This window comes from Thiobacillus denitrificans ATCC 25259, assembly GCF_000012745.1.
GTDB lineage: Bacteria > Pseudomonadota > Gammaproteobacteria > Burkholderiales > Thiobacillaceae > Thiobacillus > Thiobacillus denitrificans_B.
Map to the genome: position 1 here is coordinate 2,217,837 of NC_007404.1, position 24,332 is coordinate 2,242,168.

Below are 24,332 nucleotides of genomic sequence, written 5' to 3' on the forward strand. Positions count from 1 at the left end.
CCTGCGCGCGTGAATTCATTCGCCTCCCGCATTATCCAGTGGCAGCGATGCCACGGCCGCCATAGCCTGCCTTGGCAGGCGACGCGCGACCCCTACCGTATCTGGCTGTCGGAAATCATGCTGCAGCAGACGCAGGTCGCAACCGTCATTCCCTATTACGCGCGCTTCGTCGCGCGCTTTCCCGACCTCCCGGCGCTGGCGGCGGCGCACGAGGACGAAGTGCTTGCGCTCTGGAGCGGACTCGGCTACTACAGCCGCGCGCGCAACCTCTACGCGGCGGCACGCACGGTCCTCGACGAACACGCCGGCATCTTTCCCGACGTACCCGAGACGATTGCCCGCCTGCCCGGCATCGGACGCTCGACCGCGGCCGCGATCGCCGCGCTCGCCTTCGGCCGTGCCTGCGCGATCCTCGACGGCAACGTCAAGCGCGTGCTCGCTCGCCACGCCGGGATCAACGGCTGGCCGGGGGAACGAAAGGTGGAACTCGCGTTGTGGCAGCTCGCGGCGTCGCGCCTGCCGCAAGCCGGAGTCGAGACCTACACCCAGGGCATGATGGATCTCGGCGCGCTGGTCTGCACGCGCGGCGTGCCTGCGTGTGTCCGCTGTCCGGTCAGCGACGACTGCGTCGCCCGCGTCGACGGCCGAATCGAGCAACTGCCGACCCCGCGCCCGCGGAAAGCGTTGCCGGAAAAAGAGGTGCAGATGCTTTTGTTCGTCGAAGACGGCAGATTGCTGCTGGAAAAACGCCCGCCCAGGGGGATCTGGGGCGGCCTCTGGAGCCTGCCCGAACTCCCCGCAGAAGTCGACGCCGGCCGGCACTGCCGCGACCATTTCGGCTTCCGCACGATCTCGCTGCGCACACTCCCCCGGCTCAGCCACACCTTTACGCATTTCAAGCTGCACATTCACCCCGTCCGGCTCGACGTGAGCCCCGAGGGCTCCGCGCGTCCGGGGCCGGTGTGGCTGCCGTTTTCCGCGGCACTGGCGACCGGGCTGCCCGCGCCGGTGCGCAAGCTGGTGCTGCAATTAGGGGAGGGGTGAACCGAATTCGCATTGCGCGGTCTCAGCGACAGCCACGGCGCGATTCCGCGCCGTGAATGCGAATGCTATAAGTAGAAGTCTTTCCGACGCAGGAGGATGAAATGCGCGTACACCAAGATTCAGCGGTCGCTGCCGTCTTCGACCCCGACGGCTTCCTGCTCGACCCAACGATGTGGAGCGAAAGTCTGGCCGACCGCATCGCCCAGACGGACGGAATCGGCGAGCTGAACGCCCAGCAATTGGGCCTGCTGCACACCCTGCGACGCGAATTTGCACGCAACGGCACGATCCCCGCGTTGAATCATGTCTGCCACGTCAGCGGCGAGGATGCCCAGTGTCTGCATCACCTGTTCCCGAGCCCGCGCGAGGCCTGGCGGGTTGCGGGCCTGCCGAATCCGGGCGAGGAGGCGAAGGCGTATTTTTCGGCACAGTGAGACAATGGCGGGATGAATCCTGCCATCAACGAAGCCGACGTCTGCCTGTTGCATGAACCGATCGTCGGCGCTTTCGGACTTCCCGGAGACTCGCCTTTCGTCAGTATCAAGGGCGACCCCAGCCTGCGCGAAACCGTTCCGCTGCGACCGCGGCAGAACTCGCGGCTCGACCGGATCGCCAGCGAAGTGCTTGCGACCTGCGCGACACTTCTGCGCGAAACCGGGATCTATGCGATCTACGTCGGCTTCAACAGCTCCGAGGTGAGGACCGAGTCGATCTTCAATCCTTTTGCCTATGAGGTGCACGACGCCGAGGATCTGGTCAAGCCCGGCTATGCGGAGCGTCACTTCGTGCAGGTCCCCTACGCGGAAAAGATGCGCTCGATCGCGTGGATGCGCGGCATCGTCCAGACCGGTCCGTTGCGCCAGTATCTGCCGTCCTCCTGGCAGCAACTGATGGACGAGGCGCGTACGCAAGCGACCCCGCTGACGCCCGAGCGCATCGACGAAATCGTGCACAGCCTCGACGTGTTGCGCGCGATCGACGGCTATTACCTGCGCAACGCCGCCATCTCGCTGTCGGAGGGCCTCGTCCGCGCATCCTACAACTGCGACGGGACCTATATCGTTCGCGCCGAATACTTTCCCGAGTTCGTTCGCCTCAACACGCCCTGAGCCGCCGCCTCAGTCAAGCGGGCTGTCGACGTAGGCGCGTCCTCGAGGGCAGCCGGAATTGTAGTGTTTCGCGCCGGCACGAACATAGGGAAGCGGCTGGCCGGGTGCGCCCGTCACTGGGTCCCGGTTGAAATAGACGTGGACTTCGCGCAGCATCGGGCGGCGCTTGGCCGGGTCCGGCGTGCGCGGCGTGCGGCATTCGAATACGACCGCTTGTTCGAGCGAACGATCGTTTTCACGCAAGCGCTCACGCAATAGCGCCAGATCCACCTCGCGTCCCATGTGCCGCGCGAGCTCGTCGCCGATCGCCCGGTTCACCCGCGCGCTCAACGCCGCAGACGCGGAGAAATACTCGGCCGGGGCCAGACCCGAGCAGCTGCCGTGCTTGGCCCACTGGTGGCGCTCGAGGCAATCCGCAGTCGCAGGCATGAACTGCCGCAACGCGGCCTCTGTTTCCGAGGGCAGCGCAGGCGCGGGCAGCGCGCAGAACGCTCGCGCGGATTTTCCCGCGCAATAGGCCGGGTGCCGGCGATCCTCGCGGTTCGGCCACAGCCCGTGCAGCGTCAGGGGCACCCGCTTGAAGTCGCGCTCGCTGAGCGCCTTGCATTGCGCGAAGCCGCGCTTGCGTTGCGGCGCGTCCTCGCAGAACGCCGGCGCGACGCTCAGCGCGAGCAGATAGAAGTCGAAACGCGGCGCCTCGGCGCGGACGGAAACGCTCCACAGCAGGAGACCAAGCGCGAGCCATCTTCCGGCAGTCCGGCCGGCGCGGCCAGCGCTCCAGACCGCGAAAACATCGCGCAGGCGCGCGCTTCGCGCCCCGGAGATTCCGGTAAAATTCGTGCTTTCCATTCGTTCACAGAGACTTCTCACCATGTCCATGGCCGACCGCGACGGCGTCATATGGTACGACGGCAAACTCGTACCATGGCGCGACGCTACCACCCACGTCCTCACCCATACCCTGCACTACGGCATGGGTGTCTTCGAGGGCGTGCGCGCCTACAAGGCCGAACAGGGCACGGCGATCTTCCGCCTGGACGAGCACACCAAGCGCCTCTTCAACTCGGCGCATATCCTCGGCATGAAACTGCCTTTCGACGCGGCGACGCTTTCGGAAGCGCAGCGCATGGTCGTGCGCGAGAACAAGCTCGAGTCGGGCTACCTGCGGCCGATGGCGTTCTTCGGCTCGGAGGCGATGGGCATTTCGGCGAAGAATCTTTCGGTGCACGTGATCGTCGCCGCCTGGCCCTGGGGCACCTACCTCGGCAAGGAGGCTCTCGAAAACGGAATCCGCGTGAAGACGAGCTCGTTCACGCGTCACCACTCCAACGTGACGATGTGCAAGGCCAAGGCCAACGGCAACTACATGAACTCGATCCTCGCGCACAAGGAAGCCGAGATGGACGGCTACGACGAGGCGCTGCTGCTCGACGTCGACGGCTTCGTCTCCGAAGGCTCCGGCGAGAACATCTTCATCGTGCGCGACGGCAAGCTCTATACGCCCGACCCGAGCTCCGCGCTCGTCGGCCTCACGCGTGACACGATCATCCAGCTCGCCGAGGAAATCGGCCTCACGGTGATCGAAAAGCGCATCACGCGCGACGAGGTCTATATCGCGGACGAGGCGTTCTTCACCGGCACGGCTGCCGAAGTCACGCCGATCCGCGAGCTGGACAACCGCACGATCGGTTCCGGTAGCCGGGGCCCGGTCACGGAACGCCTGCAATCGATGTACTTCGATTGCGTGCACGGCCGCGCAGCCAATCACCTCGACTGGCTCACGCCGGTAGCGTAGGGAGGCCTCATGAGCGAGCCGCGTGACGACAACCTCGAACGCCCTGATGGCAAAGCGAACAACACCCAGCGCGTGATCGAAGTCAGCGAAAGCGATCTGCCGCTGCACTGCCCGATGCCGCAGCACGCCGACTGGAGCGCGCACCCCCGCGTCTACCTGCCGATCGAAGTGCGCGGCGATGCGCTCTGCCCGTACTGTGGCACGCTCTACCGTCTGAAAGGCAAACCGAGCGGCAGCCGTCATTAGCCTTGCCGCGACCGATCCGGTCGCGGTTGAAGCGGCGAGCGGTTTTTCCTAGCATTACAGACCTATGTCCGAACCTGTCTTCCCCACCCCCGAAGCCGCCGAAGAGGCTTTCTACGCCGCCTTCGAAGCGCGGTCGCTCGACGACATGATGGCGGTCTGGGCACGTGACGACCACGTCGCCTGCATACACCCGCTTGCCGCGCCGCTCAATGGGCGCGCGGCGGTGGCGGCGGGCTGGCGAAGCATGTTCGGCGCCGCGGGACGCTTCCGCCTGCAGGTGAAGGCGGTCCACGAAATACGCCAAGCCGACCACGTGATCCGCATCGTCGACGAATTCCTCACCATCGGCGACGAGACGGCGCCGCGCCCGGCGATTCTCGCGACCAACGTCTATCGACGCGAAGCCGACGGCTGGCGCATGGTCCTCCATCACGCGTCGCCCTTGCAGGTCGGCGCGAAGGCCGGCGCCGACACGCCGCCCGTCGTATTCCACTAACCAGCGGGCTTTGCCGGCGGCCGGCAATGCGCAGCGCCGGCGACCCGCCCTACCGCGCGCCGTGGTGGCTGCCCGGCGGCCATCTGCAGACGATTTACGCGAGCCTCTTCATTCGCGTGCCGCCGGTCGTCTATCGCCGCGATCGGCTCGAGCTCGCCGACGGCGACTTTCTCGACTTCGACTGGGTCGACGGCGTCGCCGGGCAGCCGGCGCTCGTGCTGTTTCACGGTCTCGAGGGCAACGCCGAAAGCCCTTACGCGCGCGACCTGATGGCGGAGCTCGGCCGGCGCGGCTGGACCGGGGCTGTTGCGCATTTCCGCGGCTGCTCGGGCGAGGACAACCGCCTGCCGCGCGCCTATTTCGCGGGCGACAGCGCGGACATCGAACACGTGCTGCGGCACGTCAAGTCGCACCACCCCGACGCGCCACTCTATGCCGTCGGCGTCTCGCTCGGCGGCAACGCCTTGCTCAAGTGGCTGGGCGAGACGGGCGCCGCTGCAGCCGCGCTGGTCACACGGGCCGCGAGTGTTTCCGCGCCGCTCGACCTGATCGCCGCAGGCCGCGCGCTCGACCGCGGCTTCAATCGCCGCGTCTACACCGCGCGCTTTCTCGCGACACTGAAGCGCAAGGCGCTCGACAAGGCGCGGCGTTTTCCCGGCCTGCTCGACGCATCCGCGGTCGCCGCGGCGACCACGTTCCGCGAATTCGACACGCTGGTGACCGCGCGCCTGCATGGCTTTCGCGACGCCGACGACTACTGGCTGCGGGTCTCGGCTAAACCTTTCCTGCGAGCGATCGCAGTGCCCACGCTCGTGATCAACACGAGGAACGATCCCTTCCTGCCGCACGCGGCCTTGCCCGCCCCCGCGGAGGTCGCACCGGCGGTCACGCTCGAACAGCCCGCAGCCGGAGGCCACGTCGCCTTTCCGCAGGGCCCCTTCCCAGGCCGGCTCGGCTGGCTCACGCGTCGCCTGATGCGGCACTTCGAAGCAGGGCGCGGTTAGAATCGATCCCTCTGAGATCAAGGAGCGCGCTGTGGAATACCCCAAGGAAATCTTCAAGGCCTACGACATTCGCGGCATCGTCGGCAAGACCTTCACGCCTGAAATCGTCGAGGCCATCGGTCATGCCATCGGCTCGGAAGCCGCCGCCCGCGGCCAGAAGGAAATCTGCATCGGCCGCGACGGCCGTCTCTCGGGGCCCGATCTCGCCGCTGCGCTGGCGCGCGGCATCCGCAAGGCCGGCATCGGCGTGGTCGACCTCGGCATGGTCGCGACGCCGATGACTTACTTCGCCGCCTACCAGCTCGGCACGAACAGCGCAGTAATGGTCACCGGCAGCCATAATCCGCCCGACTACAACGGCCTGAAAATGGTGCTCGGCGGCGAGACGCTCTCCGGCGCCACGATCCAGGCGCTGCGCCAGCGCCTCGTCGACGGCAATCTTGCCCACGGCGAAGGCGGCTACCGCGAGCATGACATCGCGGGCGAGTATCTCGCGCGCATCGTCTCCGACGTCAAGCTCGCGCGTCCGATGAAGATCATCGTCGACTGCGGCAACGGCGTGCCCGGCGCGTTCGTGCCCAAGCTCTACCGCGACATGGGATGCGAGGTCGAGGAACTCTTCTGCGAGGTCGACGGCAACTTCCCCAATCACCACCCCGACCCTTCTCAGCCGAAAAACCTGCAGGACCTGATTTCTGCACTGAAGACGAGCGACGCCGAGATCGGCCTCGCCTTCGACGGCGACGGCGACCGCCTTGGCGTCGTCACCAAGGACGGCAGCATCATCTTCCCCGACCGCCAGCTGATGCTGTTCGCCGACGACGTGCTGAGCCGCAATCCAGGCGCCGAAATCATTTTCGACGTGAAATCGACGCGCAAGCTGTTCGACTGGATCCGCGCGCGCGGCGGCAAACCCACGCTGTGGAAAACCGGCCACAGCTTCATCAAGGCCAAGATGAAGGAGACCGGCGCGCTGCTCGCCGGCGAAATGTCGGGCCACGTGTTCTTCAAGGAACGCTGGTTCGGCTTCGACGACGGCCTCTATGCCGGGGCACGCCTGCTCGAATACCTGTCGAAGCAGGCCGACATCAACGCCACGCTGCACGGCCTGCCCGACACCGTGAACACGCCCGAACTCAACATCAAGATGGCCGAGGGCGAGCACTACGCGCTGATGGAGCGGCTGCAGAAAACCGCGAAATTCCCCGACGCGCAGGAAGTCATCACGCTCGACGGCCTGCGCGTCGAATACGCCGACGGCTTCGGCCTCGCCCGCCCGTCCAACACCACGCCGGTCGTCGTGCTGCGCTTCGAAGCCGACAATACCCAGGCACTCGAGCGCATACAGGCCGACTTCCGGCGCGTCATCCACGAGGCCGCACCGTCGCTCAGCCTTCCGTTTTGAGCGCGAACGACAGGCCGCGCAGCCTCCACGTCATCGGCGGCAAGCGGCTCGGCGGCGCCGAGCGCTTTTTCGTCCGCCTGGTGAACGCGCTGGCGCGACGCGGTGAGCCGGTCGCGGCGGTGACCGTCGCCGGCGGCGAAATCGCGCGTGCGCTCGATCCCGCGGTACGGCAGTTCCATGCCCCGATGTTCGCGTTCTGGGACCGCTACTCGCGCTGGAAGATCGCGCGCGCGATTGCAGCCTTCCATCCCGACGTCGTGCAGACCTACATGGGGCGCGCGACGCGCATCGTCCGCCTGCCTGTGGGCCGGGCGCCCGTCCACCTCGCAAGGCTGGGCGGCTACTACCAGTTGAAGGGCTATCGCCACGCCCATGCCTGGGTCGGCAACACGCTCGGCATTCGCGACTACCTGGCCGCCGGCAATCTGCCCGCCGGGCGCGTGCACTACATCGGCAACTTCGTCGACACGCCGGGCCGCCTCAAGTCCGACGCAATCGACGCGCGGCGCCGGGCGCTTGGCCTCGAGGGTTGCCGCGTGCTCCTGGGACTCGGCCGGCTGCATCCCAACAAGGGCTGGGCAGACCTGCTGCGCGCCTTCGCGCGCCTGCCGGCAACGCGCGGCGGCGCGCCGCTGCATCTGCTCATGGTCGGCGACGGCCCGCTGCGCGGGGAGCTGGAGGAACTCGCACGCAGCCTCGACATCGCGCCGCGTGTGCACTGGACCGGCTGGCAGAACGACCCCGCCCCTTATTATCAATTGGCCGACGTCTTTGTCTGCGCGTCGGTTCACGAGCCGCTCGGCAACGTCATCCTCGAAGCCTGGGCCAATCGTGTACCGCTAGTCTCGACCCGCGCTCAGGGTCCGCTCGAACTCGTGCGCGACGGCGTGAACGGCCTGCTCGCGCCGCTCGGCGACCCAGCTGGCCTCGCCGACATTCTCGCTGCCGCACTCGCGCTCGAGGGACCGGTGAGGTCGCGCCTCGTCGAGGCGGGCTACGACGAAGTGCACCGGCACTATTCCGAGCCAGCGATCGTCGACGCGTACGTCGGGCTCTACACCGATCTGCGCCGCGGCGTTTCAGCCGCCTGACACGGCGCGGCGCCACGGGCGCGCGATACGGCGTCTAGAATTCAGGCTCATCATCCTTAGGTGAGGAGTGCCATCATCGACTGCCTGCTCTTCCACGACGGCAAGGTGCAATCGATCGCGTTCGAGGACATCAGCGACCACGTCGGCGATCCCGAGCGTTTTCTCTGGGTCGAGCTCAAATCTCCCGACGTGCATACGGTGGCCAAGCTCGGCGACGAGTTCGGCCTGCACGAACTCGCGCTCGAGGATGCGATCTCGACGCACCAGCGGCCCAAGCTCGAGGAATACGGCGAACACCTGTTCATCGCCGTGCGCACGGTCCAGCTCTGGCAGACGCGGATCGAGATCGGCGAAACCCACGTCTTCGCCGGCGCCAATTTCGTCATCGCGATCCGCCACGGCGCCGGCAGCAACTACACCCGCGTCGCCGAACGACTGCGTGCGCCGAAGAACGGCATCCGTCCCGGCGCGCCCTACGCGCTATATCTCGTGCTCGACCTCATCGTCGATCAATTGAAACCGGTCATGGACGGGCTGCACGAGCGTTTCCAGTCGGTCGAGAGCGTCCTCGTCGGCGGCGAACTGCGCCGCGGCAATCTCGAGCACCTCTATGCGCTGAAGCGCGACCTGACGCAACTGCGCGACGCGGTCGACCCGGTGCAGGACATCACGCAGGACCTCATCCGCCTGCATCCCGAATTCGTCGTGCGCGAACTCAAGGCCTATTACCGCGACGTGCATGACCACGCGGCACGCATCTCCGCGGCGATCGGCCACTTGCGCAATTCGGCCTCGGACGCGATGCAGTTCCACCTCGCGTCGCTCTCGCTGCAGCAGAACGAGTCAGTGCAGAAGCTCGCGGGCTGGGGCGCGTTGCTCGCCCTGCCGACGGTGATCTTCAGTCTCTACGGCATGAATTTCCGCCACATGCCCGAACTCGAATGGCCCTGGGCCTACCCGGCCCTGCTCCTCGGCACGGGGGCTGCGGCAGTCGTGCTGTATCGGCGGCTCAAGCGCCGCGGCTGGATATAGGATCGGCGCCGACGCCGGATCTACCGTCCAACGGCGCGGCTCGACTCAAGATGGCGTGGCGTCCCCCTGGCATAGCGGATACGTGCACCCTTGGCCTCGTCCTGCTCGAGCCACACCACGTGCAGGCGCCCCTGCGCGTCGAGCGTCGCGACCGGGTCGGTCTGCGCCCCGGGACCCGACGCCCCTGGCACCGCGACGTTGTCGCCGAAGGACTTGCCGTTCCATTCCGCGAGCCAGACGTCGGGCGTGCCGTCGCGTGCGTCGTCCCATAGCACGAGCAGGCGCCCGTCGTCGTCGCCGACGGCCTGCGCGTGCCATTGCGCCATGTTGTCGCCGAAACCGTCCTGCACCTGGACGTTGCGGCCGAAGCGGCGTTTGCCGGAATCGAAAGCGGCGTAGACGTCGTATCCGGAAAGGAAGTCGCGCTTGTCGAGCCACACCGCGGCGACGCGGTTGCGCTTCCAGACCGTGAGCGTCGGCCGCATCGCGCCGGTGCCGGCGCCGAGGCCGTTGACCGCGCCGCTCTTGTGGTCGGTGAGCCGGACCGGGGTGGCGAAGCTGCGTCCGTCGCGGCTATGGCTCACCATCGGCACAGTGTGACGATAGCGCCGGTCTTCCCAAGCGACCGTGACGCCGCCGCCGTCGCGCACGGCCAGCGCCGGCCAGCCCTGTTCGTTCGCCGGCGGTCTCGCCTCGACTGGCTTCGCCGTGTTCACGGTGACGGTGTTCTCCTTCACCTCGAGCCGCGCCACGACGATACGGCGGAAGCGACCCGCCTGTTCGGCCCACGCTGCATAGACATGGTCGGCGCGTGACGCGAGCGTGACCTGTCCCGCGTCGCTCGTGCTGAGCGCGATCCGTTCGCCGTCGGGCAGCACGCGTGCGTAGACGCGCCCTCCCTCTTCCCAAGCCGCGACGAAACGGCCGCCGTTCACGGCGATCAGCACCGGCGTGTAGCATTCCGCGGCGCTGAGACGCGTTTCCGCGTCGAAGGCCGGGGCGGCCAGCGGCTTCAGCGCGAGGTAACAGTGCGGCGTGCCGTCGCGGCTGTCTTCCCACGCGACGCCGACGCTGTCGCCCGACACCGCGACGCCGCGGCGGTTCGCCGACTCGAGATGGGGGAAGGAGGCAGCTCCGCGGGCCGTGCCGAGCGTGACGGGCTCACTCCATTCCCACTCCGCCTGCACGGGGAACGCGAGCAGCGCAAGAAGCCATGCCGCGGCCGCCCTCACGACTTGGCGCCGAGGAATTCCATCAGCGTCTGGTCCTTGTAATGACCGCCGCGCACGTAGCGGTCGTAGTCGCGGAAGTCCTGCACGGTCTTGAAGCCGGGTATCTGCACGATCTTGTCGCCCGCGGGCGTGAGGTAGACGAAGAGCGGCGTGGCGAAGGCCTGCAACCGCACGCCGAGTTCGGCCTCGGTGATGCGCTCGCCGCTCGGCAGCGTCAGGCGCTTCCCGGACTCGGCGTCGACGTACACGAGCACGTAGTTCTGCATGTAGAGCTTTTTCAGCGCCGCGTCGGAAAACGTCTTCTTGTTGGTGTGGTCACACCACGCGCAGCCATAGCGCCCGAAGTAGAGGAATATCGGCTTGCCGCTTTCGCGCGCGGCCTTGAGCCCTGCGTCGTAGCCGAGGAAGGGATAGCCGCGCGGCGGATCAGCGAAGCTCGCGCCGCTCCACAACAAGCCCACCATCAGAAGAATTCTCGTCAGCCTCATTTTTGACTCCCGCGGCAGTGTCGCCCCCATTCTGCTAGATTGAAGCCCTCCCGCAACCCTCCTTTTTGACCATATGAACCACGATTCCGTCCGTGTCGGTCTGGTCTCGATCAGCGACCGCGCCAGCAGCGGCATTTACGAAGACCAGGGGCTGCCCGCGTTGCAGACCTGGCTGGGCGAGGTGCTCGCCAATCCCGTCGAATTCGTCACGCGCCTGATCCCCGACGAGCAGGAGCGCATCGAGGCCGTGCTGATCGAACTCGCCGACGGCGAACGCTGTTCGCTGATTCTGACCACCGGCGGCACCGGCCCGGCGCCGCGCGACGTGACGCCCGAAGCGACGCTGGCCGTCGCGCACAAGGTATTGCCCGGTTTCGGCGAAGCCATGCGCGCGGTGTCGCTCAAATACGTGCCGACCGCGATCCTCTCGCGCCAGGTCGGCGTCACGCGTGGCGCGAGCCTGATCCTCAATCTGCCGGGGCAGCCCAAGGCGATCAAGGAAACGCTCGACGGCGTCTTCGCCGCAGTCCCCTATTGCGTCGACCTCATAGGCGGCCCCTATCTCGAAGCTCGGCCCGGCACGGTCGCGGTGTTCCGCCCGAAGTCGGCGCTGCGGCCGCCAGCATGAGCACGGTTATTGCGGCGGCCGCGGGCGCGTTGCGCGATCTGTTCAGCCTGCGTGTGCTCTGGATCATCGTCTGGCCGATCCTGGTCGCGACCCTGCTATGGCTCGGGCTCGGCGTGGCGTTCTGGGAAACCTTCTCGGGCTGGATCGCCGAGGCTCTCGTGTGGAGTGGGATCGATACCTGGTTGACCGAGCTGCAGCCGCAGTGGATCGCGCACGGACTCCAGGTCATCGCCTACCTGCTCGTCTTCATTCCGCTGGTCTTGCTCACGGCGCTCGTCATCACCGCGATCTTCGCGATGCCGGCACTCGTCGCGCTCGTCGCGGAACGGCATTTTCCCGAACTCGCCCGCGAACGCGGCGGCGGCTTCGTCGGCAGCCTGTGGAACGCGCTCGTCGCGCTGCTGCTGTTCGCCGGCCTATGGGTCGCGAGCTTGCCGCTGTGGCTGGTCGGCGTCGGCGTGATCGTGCCTTTCATCGCCGCGGCCTATCTGAACCAGCGGCTGTTCCGTTACGACGCGGTCGCCGACCACGCGAGCCGCGACGAGATGGCGCTGCTGTTCCGGCGCGAGCGTGCCGGCTGGTGGGGGCTCGGTCTGCTAACCGGGCTGTTCCAGTTCGTGCCGGTGCTCAATCTGCTCGCGCCGGTATTCGCCGCGCTCGCCTTCATCCATTTCGGCCTCGCGCGCATCCGCGCGCTGCGCGCGTCAGGGCCCGGTTGAATAGCGCCGCCTGAATGCCGCATCAAGATTGATTTCGTGCGCGGTCAGCGCGCCGATCACGCATTGTTCGAGGCTCTCCGGCATGACTACCCGGCCCGACCCATTCACCAGTCGTCCCGCCATGATCTCCGCGCGCAGCCGCGGCTGCAGCGCAGGGAGATCAGGATCGGCGTAGCCTTGCGGGTAGACGGGCCTGCCTTCGGCGTCGTACTTGTCGCTGGCGCCGAGCGTGTGCAGCAGTTCATGGGCAAGGACGATGTTGTTCTGCCGCGTCTGTCGGGGATCGGCGAAAGCGTGGACGACCCCGATCAAGCCCTTCTGGATGCCGAGCGAGTGCGCCAGCGCGATGCCTTCCTCGGGCGTGTGATAGAGCACGAACAAGCGGATCGTGCCGAGCTGCGGCAGCCCTCCGCCGGCGTGGCGGTAGGCCCACCAGCGCAGCGAGAGGCTCCACCACATGGTCTTCAACAGGTTGCCGTCCGGCGGTGGCGTGGGCGGCTTGGCATGCAGTTCCGGAAGCAGGCGGAGCTGCACGGCGGGTGACAGCTGCGCGCCGTAGCGCGCCGCCTCGCGTTCGAGGAAGGCGCCGACGTCGGCGAAGTCGCTCGCCTGCAGCGCGCGGATCGTCTGCGCCGCGTCGTGCGAGCCGTCGCCGTTGATCGGAATCACGACCACGTCGAGCGGCGCCCGCCAGCCGCGCACCATGCTCTGCTCCTGCCAGGTGAGCACGCCCGCCGCGACGAGCACGCCGAGCACGCCGAGGAGGCGAATGCGGCGAAACGTCATGGCGATGCGGGCTGAGAGGAGAGTCTGTCCTTGACGGCGCCCGCGTCCAGTTCTTGAGCCGGACTCAAGGCGCGGCCGCGGCAGGCGCGGCCTCGGGCGCCCGCACGCGCCTGGCATCGAGATTCATCTTGCTCGGAACGCGCTGGTCGGCGGCCGCCTGCGTGGAGGGCGCGGCGACGGCGAGGCGTCCCGCGTCGAGTCCCTGCGCGACGAGCGCGGCGCGCACGGCCTCGCCGCGCGCCTGCGCGAGCTCGACGAGGGCTGCGTCCGGAATCTCGACCTGCCGCGTCAGGCGCTCGAGCAGCTCGGCATGGAACGGCGAGAGCGGGCCGGTGTCGCGCGTCTTGAAGCGGCGACCGAGGCGCTCGACGAGTTGGCTTTCGAGCACGCGCGCAGCGGCGCCGACGTTCTTGTCCTGGAAGCTCGCGCGCAGTTTCCGGTAGGCGTCCTTGCCTGCGCTTTCGGCGTAACGGTCTTCGAGCCAGGTCTGGATCCTGAAATTGTTGACGTCGACCGGGCCGGGCGCCTCACCCGGCGCGAGTTTGATGCCGGCGGCCGCCAGTGCGTCGGCGCGCATCGCCTGCTCTTGCCGCGCACGGCGGTCGGCCTCGGGATCGTAGCCGGGCTCGAGCGTCAGCCCCAGCGCGGGACGCTTCGCCAGCGCCTCGACCAGCGTTTTCAGCTTTTCCTGCTCGGGCGGCAACAGCACGCTGCTACCCGGATCGAAACCGACGGCTTCGAGCTTTTCCGCGCTCACGCCCAGGAGCTTGCCGAGCGCGCGGAAGGGGGCCGTGACGATACGGGTCAGGACGTTGACCAGCGCCTTCCAGACGATCTTGCCGTAGCTGAACTGCGGGTCGTCGAGGCTGCCCGACACCGGAAGGTCGAGGTCGATGACGCCGTTGCTGTCCTCGAGCAGCGCGATCGCGAGATCGAGCGGAAGCCGGATCGCGTTGGGGCTGTCGACGCGCTCGCCGAGCTTGAGCGTGTTGACGACGAACTTGTTCTGCCCGGTGAGCTGGCGATCCTTGATCTTGTATTCGAGATCGACCGACAGTTTGCCGGAATCGATCTTGCGCCCGGCGAACTTGCCCGAATATGACGTCATCCGCGTCATTTCGAGGTTGCGGAAGCTCAGCGTCAGGTCGGTGAAGTCGGTCGCCCTGAACGGCTGGATCACGCCGCGCACGCGGGCCGAGCCGTAGTCGTCGACCTTGCCGTCGAGCTCGACCTGCGCCGTGGTCGCGGGGTCGTTCGAAAGCCCGGTGACGACGCCGCCGAGGTCGTGCATGACCGTGCCGAACTGCGGCGTCAACGAGAGGTCGGCGAACTCGGCGTTGGCGCCGGTGATGCGCAGGCGACCGACCGACAACGGAAAACTCTCACCCTGGGGCGTGGAAGCGGCGGGCTTCGCCTTCGGCGCGGGCTTGCTCGCTTTCGACGCGCGCACGATGCGCTGCAAATTCATCGTGGCGTCCTCGAAGATGATGACCTTGCCGAAGGGGTTCAGCGCGACCAGTTCGTTCATGTGCAGCCGGTTAGGGTTGAGCCGAAGGTCGAGGCTGTCAGACGAGAGCTTGCGCCAGCCGACGAAGGCCTCCTCGGTTTCCTCCTCGGTGACGGCCAGGTCGTCGACCGCGAATCCGCCGCGGTAAGCAAGCTTGGTCCCGTCGGCCGCGCGCGAGAAAACGAGCTTGCCGCGCGTCGAGACATCGCCCGAGCGCAGGTGCAGGAAGGCGAGCTGGTTGACGTAGGGCGCCAGCGGTTCGAGCGACAGTCCGCTCAGTCTCACGTCGATGCGGCCCGATCCCGCGGCCGGGATCACTGTGCCGCTGGCAGCGACCCGACCGCCCTGCCTGAGCGCAAAACCCGCCTCCAGCGGAACGGCCTTGTCCATGTCGAGACTGAGATCCTCGAACGTGACGAAGCCCTCGGCGACGTCGAGCCTGACCGGCGTGGGCGGCGAGCGGTCGACGACTTCGACCGCGATGTCGTTCAGGCCGAGCCGTCCGAGGTGTAGGGCCATGGGCGTGGCCTTTTCCTTGACTTGTTCCGTATCCGCGGCGGTCGCGGCGGCGGTCGGAACGGACGCGCTCGGCGCGGGCGGCTTGCGCTCGAGGATATCGGCCCAGTTGAGACGTTTCTTCCGGTCGAGGCTGACCGTGGTCCGCGCGGCGTTCAGTTCGAGCGCCTCGATGTCGATGCGCTGGTCCGCCAGATGCACGCCTGCGTTGACGAGCGCCGCGTGCCGCAGCTCGGCCACCTGCTGCGAGCCGGACAGAATGCGTACCGGCCCGAGCGCGGCGGCGACGGGGCCGATGTCGACGGCGTTTTTGGCGCCGACTTCGCCGGTCAGCGCGGCGGTGAGACCAAAGCCCTCGGCCGTCACGACCAGCGGCGTCACGAAGCCTTGGTCGGTGAAGCGTGCGCCCCAGCCGCTGAGCTTGATTTCACGCACGCCGATCTTCCACGGCGGGGCAGGTGCTGCGGGCTTGGCTGCGGCCGGCCGCGGCGCCGCCTCGGGGGCCGGCCCGAACAAGGCCTGCCAGTCGAGCACCCCGCGGGCATCGCGGGTGGCCGCGAGCTTGGCGCCGTCGAGGCTGATGCGCGCGACCTGAATGGCGCGCGTCGCCAGATCGAAGTTCGCGTCGGCGACGCGGGCCTCGGCGAGTTGCAGCGCGGGCACGCCGCCGTCGCGTGGCGCAAGCGTCAGATCCCGCACGACGAGATTCGCACCGTCGACCCGCACCCAGGGCGCGTCGTCGCCGGCAGCGTTTTGCACCATGGCGAAGCGGTAGCGCAGGCTGGCTGCGAGCGTGCCCGACGGTAGATCGAAATTGCGCGGGCTCTTGACCACGCTCAGCAGCTTTGCCAGCCGCACGCCCTCGAGCCCGATCTCGCCGCGCGAGGCGAGCGGGTTCAGCGCGAGGTCGCCTTTCCACTTGACCGTGCCGCCCTGCGCCGGAAGCCGCGCGGCGAGCAGATACGCACCGCGGTCCTCGGGCAGCGTGGACAGGCCGTCGAGTTCGATGCCGAGCGGTTCCAGCAGCGCGGTGAACGGTTCGCCCGCGCGATTGGCGTCGCGGTAGGCGACACGCCCGTCGGCGATCCGGATGTGGTCGACCAGCAGCCGCACCATGGTCTCGGAGGGAGGCTTCTCGTCCTCACGGAGTCTGGCGATCAGCGCGGCCCAGTTGAGCGTGCCGCCGCGCCGCACTTCGACCGTCGCGTGCGGCTGCACGAGATCGATGTCGCGGATGCGCCAGGCCCAGCGGAACAGGCCGGTACTGTCGAGATCGAGGTAGAGCCGCTCGAAGCTCGCGAGCGGTGCGCCGCTTTTCTCGGCGAGCTTCAAGCCCTCGACGGTCGCCTCGAGCGTGAGCGGATTGAACGTGACCCGGCGTGCGCTGAGCCGGCTCGCGAGCTTGTCCTCACCGATCCATGGCAAAAGCTTCTGCGCCAGCGGGTCGACGAGAAAGAACCCGGTCACGAGGTAAAGGACGAACAGCCCGGCGACGATCAGCGTCGGCAGGCTCAGTGCGATTTTCCTGAGTCGTTCGCGCACGGCGGCCATGCCGGTTCAGCCCGCCTGCATGGCCTCGCGGATCACGCGAAAGATTTCGCGGAAAGCCTTCGGCGGCTTGTTGCGCGCGGCCTCGTCCCGCGCATTGCGTATGAGCTGGCGCAGGCGCGTCGCGTCAGTCTCGGGGTAGCTGTCGAGGAAAATCGTCAGCGCCTCGTTGTCCGCGATCAGCCTGTCGCGCCACTTCTCGGCCTGATGGAGCTTGGCGTTCTCGGTTGCGGAGACGCCCTTGAACGCGTCGAGCTGCGCCTGGATCGGCGCAGGATCGATGCCGCGCATGAGCTTGCCGATATATTGCCGTTGCCGCCTGAGCGCGCTGTTCTGCGTGATCTTCCGACACGCGGCGACCGCTTCGCGCAATTCCTCCGGCAATTCGATGCGCTTGAACTGCGCGTCGGGCAGCTTGACGAGTTCGTTGCCGAGATCCTGCAAGGCCTCGACCTCGCGTTTTTTCTGGCTCTTGCTCGGGCCGTCGTAGACGGAATCGGGATCGAATTCCAGATCGGCATCGGGGTCTATGAGGCGCACGGCGGGTCTTTCGGTTGCTGTTATTATCGATATTGTAGTTTCTGCCCCGACGAACGCGCTGCGCAGGCGCATACCTCCCACTTCCGACCAGCCGACCATGTCCCGCTCACAGTTCAGCTATACCCGTGACCAGCTCATTACCCTCTCCCGCATGGTCATCGAGCACGCCGTCGCCAAGGGGGCGACCGCGGCCGACACCGAGATCTCGGAAGGCGTGGGCCAGAACGTCAGCGTGCGCCAGGGCGAAATCGAGACGATCGAATACAACAAGGACAAAGGCGCGGGCGTGACGGTCTACATCGGCCAGCGCCGCGGCCACGCGTCGACCTCCGATCTGTCGGAATCGGCGCTGAAAAGCGCGGTCGAAAAGGCGCTGACGATCGCGCGCTACACCGCCGAGGACGACGCGGCCGGCCTGCCCGACGCCGACCGGCTCGCGACCGACGTACCCGACCTCGACCTCTACCATCCGTGGACGCTCACGGTCGAAGAAGCGGCCGAGACCGCGCGTGCCTGCGAGGCCGCCGCGCTCGCGGTAGACAAGCGCCTCACCAATTCGGAAGGCGCGGGCGTCTCGACCCACGCCTCGCATTTCATCTATGCCAACAGCCTCGGCTTCTGCAACGGCTACGCCGGCTCACGCCACGGCGTTTCGGTCGCGGTGATCGGCGAGGACAAAGGCGCGATGCAGCGCGACTATTGGTACAGCAGCGCGCGCAATCCCGCCGACCTCGAGTCCGCCGAGGCGGTCGGTCGCGTCGCCGGTGCGCGCACGGTGCGCCGGCTCAACGGCCGCAAGCTCGATACCCGCAGCTGCCCGGTCGTATTCGAAGCGCCGATCGCGACCGGCCTGATCGGTAACTTCGTCGCGGCGGTCTCGGGCGGCAGCCTGTATCGCAAATCTTCCTTCCTGCTCGACAGCCTCGGCACCGAGGTCTTCGCGCCGCTCGTGAACATCCGCGAGGTGCCTTTCCTTCCGGCTGGCCTCGGCAGCGCGCCGTTCGACAGCGAAGGCGTCGCCTGCATCGAGCGCGACATCGTCCGGGACGGCGTCGTGCAGGGCTATTTCCTGTCGAGCTATTCGGCGCGCAAGCTCGGTATGACGACGACCGGCAATGCGGGCGGCAGCCACAATCTGGTCGTCGCGCCGGGCGAACTCGATCTCGACGGCCTTCTGAAGAAAATGGGCACGGGTCTGCTCGTCACCGAACTGCTCGGCCAGGGCGCCAACATGGTGACCGGCGATTACTCGCGCGGCGCCGCCGGCTTCTGGGTCGAGAACGGCGAGATCCAGTATCCGGTCGAGGAAATCACGATCGCCGGCAATCTCAAGCAGATGTTCAAGGGCATCGTCGCGATCGGACGCGACGTCGAGCGCCGCGGCTCCAAGCAGGTGGGGTCGATCCTCATCGACCGCATGACGGTGGCCGGCAACTGAATGTCGGCAGCCCGGCGATCGCTCGCTGCGCTCGTTGCCGTCTTCCTCGTCGTCGGCTGCGAACGGGCACCGACCCTGCCCAAGCTCGGCCCCGACGACGTCATCGTCGCCTTCGGTGACAGCCTCACCTTCGGTACCGGCGCGAGCCGTGAAACCGCCTACCCCGCAGTGCTCGCCACGCTCACCGGCCGTACCGTCGTCAATGCCGGCGTTCCGGGCGACACGACGGCATCTGCCCTGCAACGCCTGCCCGCGGTGCTCGATCAACACCGGCCTCGTCTCGTTCTGCTCTGCCTCGGCGGCAACGACATGCTTCGAAAACAGCCCGAAGCCGACACCGAAAACAACCTGCGCCGCCTTGTCGCGTCGATCCGTGCGAGCGGCGCCGAGGTGATGCTGATCGCGGTCCCGGCGCCCACACTCTTCGGCCGACCGCCCGCGTTCTATGCGCGCGTCGCGGACGACCTGAAGCTGCCGCTCGAGGACGACGCCTTCGACGCCGTGCTCCGCGACAACCGCCTGAAGGCCGACCCGATTCACGCCAACGCCGCCGGCTATCGCGTCGTCGCCGAGCAGCTGGCCGATTTTCTCGACGACGCCGGCGCGCTATGAAAACGCTGCTTGCGCTGGCCGGCCGGATCGACGCACTGACCGAACGCGTCGGGCGCATCGTGATCTGGCTGGTTCTCGTGGCCACGCTCATTTCCGCCGGCAATGCGCTGGTGCGTCACCTCGCCGGCGAGAGTTCGAACGCCTGGCTCGAAATCCAGTGGTATCTCTTCGGCGCAATGTTCATGCTCGGCGCCGGCTACACGCTCAAGCACAACGGCCACGTGCGCATCGACATCTTCTACAACCGCTGCGGCGCGCGCGGCCGCGCCTGGATCGATCTCGCCGGCGGCGGGCTGTTCCTGCTGCCGATGGCCGTGCTGCTCGCCTGGCTGTCCTGGCCGATGTTCCACGAAGCCTGGACGACGCGCGAATTGTCGCCCGACGCCGGCGGCCTCGTGCGCTGGCCGGTCAAGCTGCTCTTGCCGCTCGGCTTCGCGCTGCTCGCGCTGCAGGGTATCGCCGAAATCATCAAGCGCGTCGGCGTGCTGCGCGGCGATCTCGTGATGCCCGCGGAAGCGCCCGACGAGGAGGTGTGACGACGTGACCGAGATCCTCGTACCGCTGATGTTCGTCGGGCTCGTCGCCTTTCTGCTGATCGGCTATCCGGTCGCGTTCGCGCTCGCGGCGAACGGTCTGCTCTTCGCCGCGATCGGCATCGCCGCCGGCCTCTTCGACCTGTCGCTGCTGCACGCCTTGCCTGAGCGCGTCTACGGCATCGTCGCCAATCCGACGCTGCTCGCGATACCGTTCTTCGCCCTGATGGGGTTGATCCTTGAGCGCTCGGGCATGGCCGAGGACCTGCTCGATACGGTCGGCCAGCTGTTCGGCTCGGCGCGCGGCGGCCTCGCCTACGCGGTGGTCCTGGTCGGCGGCCTGCTCGCCGCGACGACCGGCGTCGTCGCCGCGACCGTGATCGCGATGGGGCTGATCTCGCTGCCCGTGATGCTGCGCTACGGCTACGACAAACGGCTCGCCGCGGGCGTCATCGCGGCGTCGGGCACGCTCGCGCAAATCATTCCGCCATCGCTGGTCCTGATCGTGCTGGCCGACCAGCTCGGGACTTCGGTCGGCGCCATGTACAAAGGTGCGCTGGTCCCGGGGCTCGTCCTCGTCGCGGCCTATCTGGCCTACGTGTTCGGCGTGAGCCTGCTGCGCCCGCACGCCGCCCCCGCAGTGCCGACGTCGGCGCGTACGCTGCGCGGATCGGCGCTCGCGCTGCGCGTGCTCACCACGCTGCTGCCGCCGCTGGTGCTCATCTTCCTCGTGCTCGGCACGATTTTTCTCGGCGTCGCGACGCCGACCGAAGGCGGCGCGATGGGTGCGGTCGGCGCGCTCGCCCTCGCCGCGGCGCGCGGACGCCTGACGCGGCTGCAGCTCACCCAAGCCGTCGACAGCACCACCCGGCTCACGACCTTCGTCATCTTCATCCTGATCGGCTCGACGATATTCACGCTCGTTTTCCGCGGGCTCGACGGCGACGCCGCGGTCGAGCACGTCTTCGCCCAGCTGCCCGGCGGCGTCCTCGGCTTTCTCATCGTCGTCAACCTGCTGGTGTTCGTGCTCGCGTTCTTTCTCGACTTTTTCGAGATCGCCTTCATCGTCGTCCCGCTCGTCGGCCCGGTCGCCGCCAAGCTCGGCATCGACCCGATCTGGTTCGGTGTCATGCTCGCGGTCAACATGCAGACCGCGTTCATGCATCCGCCCTTCGGCTTCGCGCTGTTCTACCTCAAGAGCGTCGCGCCGAAGGCGGTCCGCACCGGCGACATCTACCGCGGCGCGATTCCGTTTCTCGTCATCCAGCTCCTGATGGTCGCCGTCGTCCTGGGTTTCCCGCAGATCGTCCTGCGCGACGTGGCGGGCGACGCGAGCAGCGTGCGCGAGATCCCGATCGACGTCGACCCCGACGCCAACTATCTCCCCGCCGAGTGGCGCTGAGCGCTGCGCACGACCTGACGTTTCGCCCCGGAACCGTGAGAAAATGAACGGCTTCACGCGCGCTCGGTCATACGCGCGTCGATCCGACTCCACTACTCCAGGACTGAATCCATGAGCGAACTCGTCATCGAAGATCTCGTCGTCGGCAACGGCGACACCGCGACCCCCGGCCAATTCGTCTCGGTGCACTACACCGGCTGGCTCACCAACGGCCAGAAGTTCGACTCCAGCGTCGACCGCGGCGACCCGTTCGAATTCAAGCTCGGTGCCGGCCAGGTCATCGCCGGCTGGGACCAGGGCGTCGCCGGCATGCAGATCGGCGGCAAGCGCAAGCTCACGATCCCGCCGAACCTCGGCTACGGCGCGCGCGGCGCAGGCGGCGTGATCCCGCCGAACGCGACGCTCGTGTTCGAGGTCGAGCTGCTCGGCGTGAACTGAAGTCCGTCCCGGCGCCCGCCGGGATCGAGCCGTACCCCGCCGAACCTTCGAGCATGACGAACGCACTTTTTTCCCACCGCAAGCACTGGGCCGCGCGCTTCGGCACCGCGCCCTTCCTGCCGATGTCGCGCGCCGAGATGGCCGCGCTCGGCTGGGACGCCTGCGACGTGATTCTCGTCGCCGGCGACGCCTACATCGACCACCCGAGCTTCGGCATGGCGCTGGTCGGCCGACTGCTCGAAGCCCAGGGCTACCGTGTCGGCATCATCAGCCAGCCCGACTGGCACTCGGCCGACGCCTTCCGCGTGCTCGGCCAGCCGACGCTGTATTTCGGCGTCACGGCCGGCAACATGGACTCGATGGTCAACCGCTACACGTCGGACCGCAAGATCCGCTCGGACGACGCGTACACGGCCAATGCCGAGCCGAACAAGCGGCCCGACCGTGCCGTCACGGTCTACGCGCAGCGCTGCCGCGAAGCCTTCCCGGGTACGCCGGTCATCATCGGCTCGATCGAGGCGAGCCTGCGCCGCATCGCGCACTACGACTACTGGTCCGACACCGTACGTCGCTCGGTCCTGCCGGACTCCAAGGCCGATCTGCTGATCTTCGGCAACGCCGAGCGGGCCTTGCTCGACATCTCGCATCGTCTCGCCAAGGGCGAAAACATCGCCGACATCCGCGACGTGCGTGGGACCGGCTTCATGGTGGCGCGCGACTGGAAACCGGACGAGGCATGGATCGAGGTCCTCTCGACCGAGCTCGACACGCCGGGCGCGATCGACGCCCACGTCGATCCCTACGCGATGACACCGGCCGGCCCCACCGCGCAGACACCCGAAGGCACCGCTTCAATCAAAACGGCGCCGGTGCGCATCGTGCCGAAGGCCGAGCGCCTCGCTGCACGCCAGGAGTTGCGCGCGCGCACGGTCATCCGTCTGCCCGACTACGACCAGGTCAGGAACAATCCCGCGCTCTACGCGCACGCGTCGCGCGTATTCCATCTTGAATCGAACCCCGGCAACGCGCGCGCGCTGCGTCAGGGCCACGGCGAGCGCGACGTCTGGCTCAACCCGCCGCCGATTCCGCTGACCACGCCCGAGATGGACGCGGTCTACGACCTGCCCTACGCACGCGCGCCGCATCCGAGCTACGGCGACGCCAAGATCCCGGCGTGGGAGATGATCCGCTTCTCGATCAACATCATGCGCGGCTGCTTCGGCGGCTGCACCTTCTGCTCGATCACCGAACACGAGGGGCGCATCATCCAGAGCCGTTCGGAAGATTCGGTGATCCGCGAGATCGAGGCGATCCGCGACAAGACGCCGGGCTTCACGGGCGTCATTTCCGACCTCGGCGGACCGACCGCGAACATGTACCGCATGGCGTGCAAGTCCAAGCAGATCGAGCAGTCCTGCCGCCGCCTGTCGTGCGTGTTCCCGGACATCTGCGAGAACATGACCACCGACCACACGCCGCTGATCCAGATGTATCGGCGTGCGCGCGCGGTTCCCGGCATCAAGAAGATCCAGATCAGCTCGGGCCTCCGATACGACCTCGCCGTGCGCTCGCCGGAATACGTCAAGGAACTGGTGCAGCACCACGTCGGCGGCTATCTCAAGATCGCGCCCGAGCACACCGAAGCCGGCCCGCTGTCGAAGATGATGAAGCCCGGCATGGGCGCCTACGAGCGCTTCAAGGACATGTTCGAAGCCGCGTCGAAGGCGGTCGGCAAGAAGCAGTACCTGATCCCTTACTTCATCGCGGCGCACCCGGGAACGACCGACGAGGACATGCTGAACCTCGCGCTGTGGCTGAAGAAGCACGACTTCCGTCTCGATCAGGTGCAGACCTTCCTGCCGACGCCGATGGCGCTCGCGACGGCGATGTATCACACCGAAAAGAACCCGCTGAAAAAGGTGCTCGGCGGCAAGGCCGAGACCGTGCCGGTCGTGCGCCAGGGCCGTACGCGGCGCCTGCACAAGGCCTTTCTGCGTTACCACGATCCCGACAACTGGCCGCTGCTGCGCCAGGCGCTCAAGGACATGGGGCGCGAAGACCTGATCGGCAACGGCAAGAAACACCTGATCCCGCTCTACCAACCTGCCGGCACGGGCCGACAGCCCGAGGGCGCGCGCAGTCCCTGTGCGGCGCGCGCGGCGTCGGGCCAAGCCCACGGATCGAAGGCCGGCGCCGGCAAGCCCGCGGCAAACAAGGCCGCTGCGGTCAACACGAGCGCCAGCAAACCGAGCGCCGGCAAGCCCGCGCCCGCCAGCCGCGGACGGCCGCCGCAGGTGCCCAAGCATCCGCTGAGCCAGCGGCGCGGTGGCGGCAAGTCGCGCTGAGTTCTTTGCCAGTCCCCCGATCCGACATGACGAGCCCGAGCGAAATCCTCCGCGCCAAACTCAATCTCGAAACCGCTCAGCTCGCGTGGCCCGAACTCGAGCGCCACTTCGCCCGCGGCGTCGTCGTCAAGATCGCGCCCGGAACGGACCTCGTCGACGCGGCGCTGCAGTTCGCCGAAAACAACGCCGCTGCGATCCAGGCCTGGCTCGAGGACGGCCGCGTCGCCCGCGCCGAGCTTGCAGACGCCGAAGACTGGCACGCGCGCCAGCCGAGATTCTGGGCCGTCGTCGTCGCGCCCTGGGTGCTGGTCCAGGAAGCGGCGAAGGAACTGGATTCCTAGGCCGGTGTATCGTCGACCAGCTCGCCCCAAGGACGAC

The 24,332-nt window shown here is 67.4% G+C and carries 25 protein-coding genes; 19 read left to right on the forward strand and 6 right to left on the reverse strand.

Annotated elements, in window-relative coordinates:
* Positions 1-9: 9 nt before the first annotated feature.
* The 3 genes from mutY (at position 10) to TBD_RS10705 (ending at position 2,153) form a co-directional block, all read left to right on the forward strand.
* Entirely contained in the window at positions 10-1,044 is a 1,035-nt protein-coding gene (gene mutY / locus TBD_RS10695) for an A/G-specific adenine glycosylase (RefSeq protein WP_011312642.1), read from the forward strand.
* 101 nt (positions 1,045-1,145) lie between these two features.
* On the forward strand, positions 1,146-1,478 hold the full coding sequence (locus TBD_RS10700) for a TusE/DsrC/DsvC family sulfur relay protein (protein ID WP_011312643.1): 333 nt from the start codon (positions 1,146-1,148) through the stop codon (positions 1,476-1,478).
* A gap of 12 nt (positions 1,479-1,490) precedes the next feature.
* Positions 1,491-2,153, forward strand: coding sequence for a hypothetical protein (locus TBD_RS10705; RefSeq protein ID WP_011312644.1), 663 nt, complete (start codon positions 1,491-1,493; stop codon positions 2,151-2,153).
* Between the two features lie 9 nt (positions 2,154-2,162).
* Here the strand turns inward: TBD_RS10705 and TBD_RS10710 are convergent, their stop codons facing one another.
* Complete coding sequence (locus TBD_RS10710) at positions 2,163-3,002, reverse strand: ribonuclease T2 family protein (protein WP_011312645.1); 840 nt, start codon at positions 3,000-3,002, stop codon at positions 2,163-2,165.
* 22 nt (positions 3,003-3,024) lie between these two features.
* Here TBD_RS10710 and TBD_RS10715 point away from each other — a divergent pair, with 22 nt between their 5' ends.
* From TBD_RS10715 to TBD_RS10745, 7 genes are all read left to right on the forward strand, one after another.
* Entirely contained in the window at positions 3,025-3,948 is a 924-nt protein-coding gene (locus TBD_RS10715) for a branched-chain amino acid transaminase (RefSeq protein WP_011312646.1), read from the forward strand.
* 9 nt (positions 3,949-3,957) lie between these two features.
* Complete coding sequence (locus tag TBD_RS10720) at positions 3,958-4,194, forward strand: zinc-finger domain-containing protein (protein ID WP_011312647.1); 237 nt, start codon at positions 3,958-3,960, stop codon at positions 4,192-4,194.
* A 64-nt stretch (positions 4,195-4,258) separates the two neighbouring features.
* Positions 4,259-4,690 carry a nuclear transport factor 2 family protein gene (locus TBD_RS10725; RefSeq protein ID WP_011312648.1) on the forward strand — a complete coding sequence of 144 codons (432 nt, stop codon included), beginning with the start codon at positions 4,259-4,261 and terminating at the stop codon, positions 4,688-4,690.
* A 26-nt stretch (positions 4,691-4,716) separates the two neighbouring features.
* On the forward strand, positions 4,717-5,694 hold the full coding sequence (locus TBD_RS10730; protein ID WP_011312649.1) for a YheT family hydrolase: 978 nt from the start codon (positions 4,717-4,719) through the stop codon (positions 5,692-5,694).
* A 31-nt stretch (positions 5,695-5,725) separates the two neighbouring features.
* Positions 5,726-7,099 carry a phosphomannomutase/phosphoglucomutase gene (locus TBD_RS10735; RefSeq protein WP_011312650.1) on the forward strand — a complete coding sequence of 458 codons (1,374 nt, stop codon included), beginning with the start codon at positions 5,726-5,728 and terminating at the stop codon, positions 7,097-7,099.
* Positions 7,096-8,190 (forward strand): glycosyltransferase, encoded by a 1,095-nt coding sequence (locus TBD_RS10740; protein WP_011312651.1) that lies wholly within the window; start codon positions 7,096-7,098, stop codon positions 8,188-8,190. Before TBD_RS10735 ends, TBD_RS10740 begins: the two co-directional genes overlap by 4 nt.
* Positions 8,191-8,250: 60 nt before the next feature.
* Positions 8,251-9,222, forward strand: coding sequence for a magnesium and cobalt transport protein CorA (locus tag TBD_RS10745; protein WP_011312652.1), 972 nt, complete (start codon positions 8,251-8,253; stop codon positions 9,220-9,222).
* A 20-nt stretch (positions 9,223-9,242) separates the two neighbouring features.
* Here TBD_RS10745 and TBD_RS10750 read toward each other — a convergent pair whose 3' ends face one another.
* Together TBD_RS10750 and TBD_RS10755 are read right to left on the reverse strand one after the other, a co-directional pair.
* Complete coding sequence (locus TBD_RS10750; protein WP_011312653.1) at positions 9,243-10,454, reverse strand: hypothetical protein; 1,212 nt, start codon at positions 10,452-10,454, stop codon at positions 9,243-9,245.
* Positions 10,451-10,942, reverse strand: coding sequence for a thioredoxin family protein (locus TBD_RS10755; RefSeq protein ID WP_011312654.1), 492 nt, complete (start codon positions 10,940-10,942; stop codon positions 10,451-10,453). The genes TBD_RS10750 and TBD_RS10755 overlap by 4 nt, the downstream gene beginning before the upstream one ends.
* Positions 10,943-11,015: 73 nt before the next feature.
* On the opposite strand from TBD_RS10755, the gene mog reads away from it, so the two are divergent.
* Positions 11,016-11,570 carry a molybdopterin adenylyltransferase gene (gene mog, locus TBD_RS10760; RefSeq protein ID WP_011312655.1) on the forward strand — a complete coding sequence of 185 codons (555 nt, stop codon included), beginning with the start codon at positions 11,016-11,018 and terminating at the stop codon, positions 11,568-11,570.
* Entirely contained in the window at positions 11,567-12,289 is a 723-nt protein-coding gene (locus TBD_RS10765; protein WP_011312656.1) for an EI24 domain-containing protein, read from the forward strand. The genes mog and TBD_RS10765 overlap by 4 nt, the downstream gene beginning before the upstream one ends.
* Here TBD_RS10765 and TBD_RS10770 read toward each other — a convergent pair.
* From TBD_RS10770 to yjgA, 3 genes are all read right to left on the reverse strand, one after another.
* Positions 12,275-13,075, reverse strand: a complete 801-nt coding sequence (locus tag TBD_RS10770) for a hypothetical protein (protein WP_011312657.1) — start codon at positions 13,073-13,075, stop codon at positions 12,275-12,277. The genes TBD_RS10765 and TBD_RS10770 overlap by 15 nt on opposite strands.
* Positions 13,076-13,139: 64 nt before the next feature.
* Positions 13,140-16,649, reverse strand: coding sequence for a DUF748 domain-containing protein (locus TBD_RS10775; RefSeq protein ID WP_011312658.1), 3,510 nt, complete (start codon positions 16,647-16,649; stop codon positions 13,140-13,142).
* A 6-nt stretch (positions 16,650-16,655) separates the two neighbouring features.
* Positions 16,656-17,186, reverse strand: a complete 531-nt coding sequence (gene yjgA, locus TBD_RS10780) for a ribosome biogenesis factor YjgA (RefSeq protein WP_011312659.1) — start codon at positions 17,184-17,186, stop codon at positions 16,656-16,658.
* A gap of 97 nt (positions 17,187-17,283) precedes the next feature.
* On the opposite strand from yjgA, the gene pmbA reads away from it, so the two are divergent.
* From pmbA to TBD_RS10815, 7 genes are all read left to right on the forward strand, one after another.
* Positions 17,284-18,624: a metalloprotease PmbA gene (gene pmbA, locus TBD_RS10785; protein WP_011312660.1), complete on the forward strand. Its 1,341-nt coding sequence runs from the start codon at positions 17,284-17,286 to the stop codon at positions 18,622-18,624.
* Positions 18,625-19,236: an arylesterase gene (locus TBD_RS10790; RefSeq protein WP_011312661.1), complete on the forward strand. Its 612-nt coding sequence runs from the start codon at positions 18,625-18,627 to the stop codon at positions 19,234-19,236.
* Positions 19,233-19,772 carry a TRAP transporter small permease subunit gene (locus tag TBD_RS10795; protein ID WP_011312662.1) on the forward strand — a complete coding sequence of 180 codons (540 nt, stop codon included), beginning with the start codon at positions 19,233-19,235 and terminating at the stop codon, positions 19,770-19,772. Before TBD_RS10790 ends, TBD_RS10795 begins: the two co-directional genes overlap by 4 nt.
* Positions 19,773-19,776: 4 nt before the next feature.
* A complete protein-coding gene (locus TBD_RS10800; RefSeq protein WP_011312663.1) occupies positions 19,777-21,171 on the forward strand; it encodes a TRAP transporter large permease in 1,395 nt (464 codons plus the stop codon).
* Positions 21,172-21,282: 111 nt separating this feature from the next.
* Positions 21,283-21,609, forward strand: coding sequence for an FKBP-type peptidyl-prolyl cis-trans isomerase (locus TBD_RS10805; RefSeq protein WP_011312664.1), 327 nt, complete (start codon positions 21,283-21,285; stop codon positions 21,607-21,609).
* A gap of 53 nt (positions 21,610-21,662) precedes the next feature.
* Positions 21,663-23,954 (forward strand): YgiQ family radical SAM protein, encoded by a 2,292-nt coding sequence (locus tag TBD_RS10810; RefSeq protein WP_011312665.1) that lies wholly within the window; start codon positions 21,663-21,665, stop codon positions 23,952-23,954.
* A 26-nt stretch (positions 23,955-23,980) separates the two neighbouring features.
* On the forward strand, positions 23,981-24,295 hold the full coding sequence (locus TBD_RS10815) for a DUF2288 domain-containing protein (protein WP_011312666.1): 315 nt from the start codon (positions 23,981-23,983) through the stop codon (positions 24,293-24,295).
* Positions 24,296-24,332 lie beyond the last annotated feature (37 nt).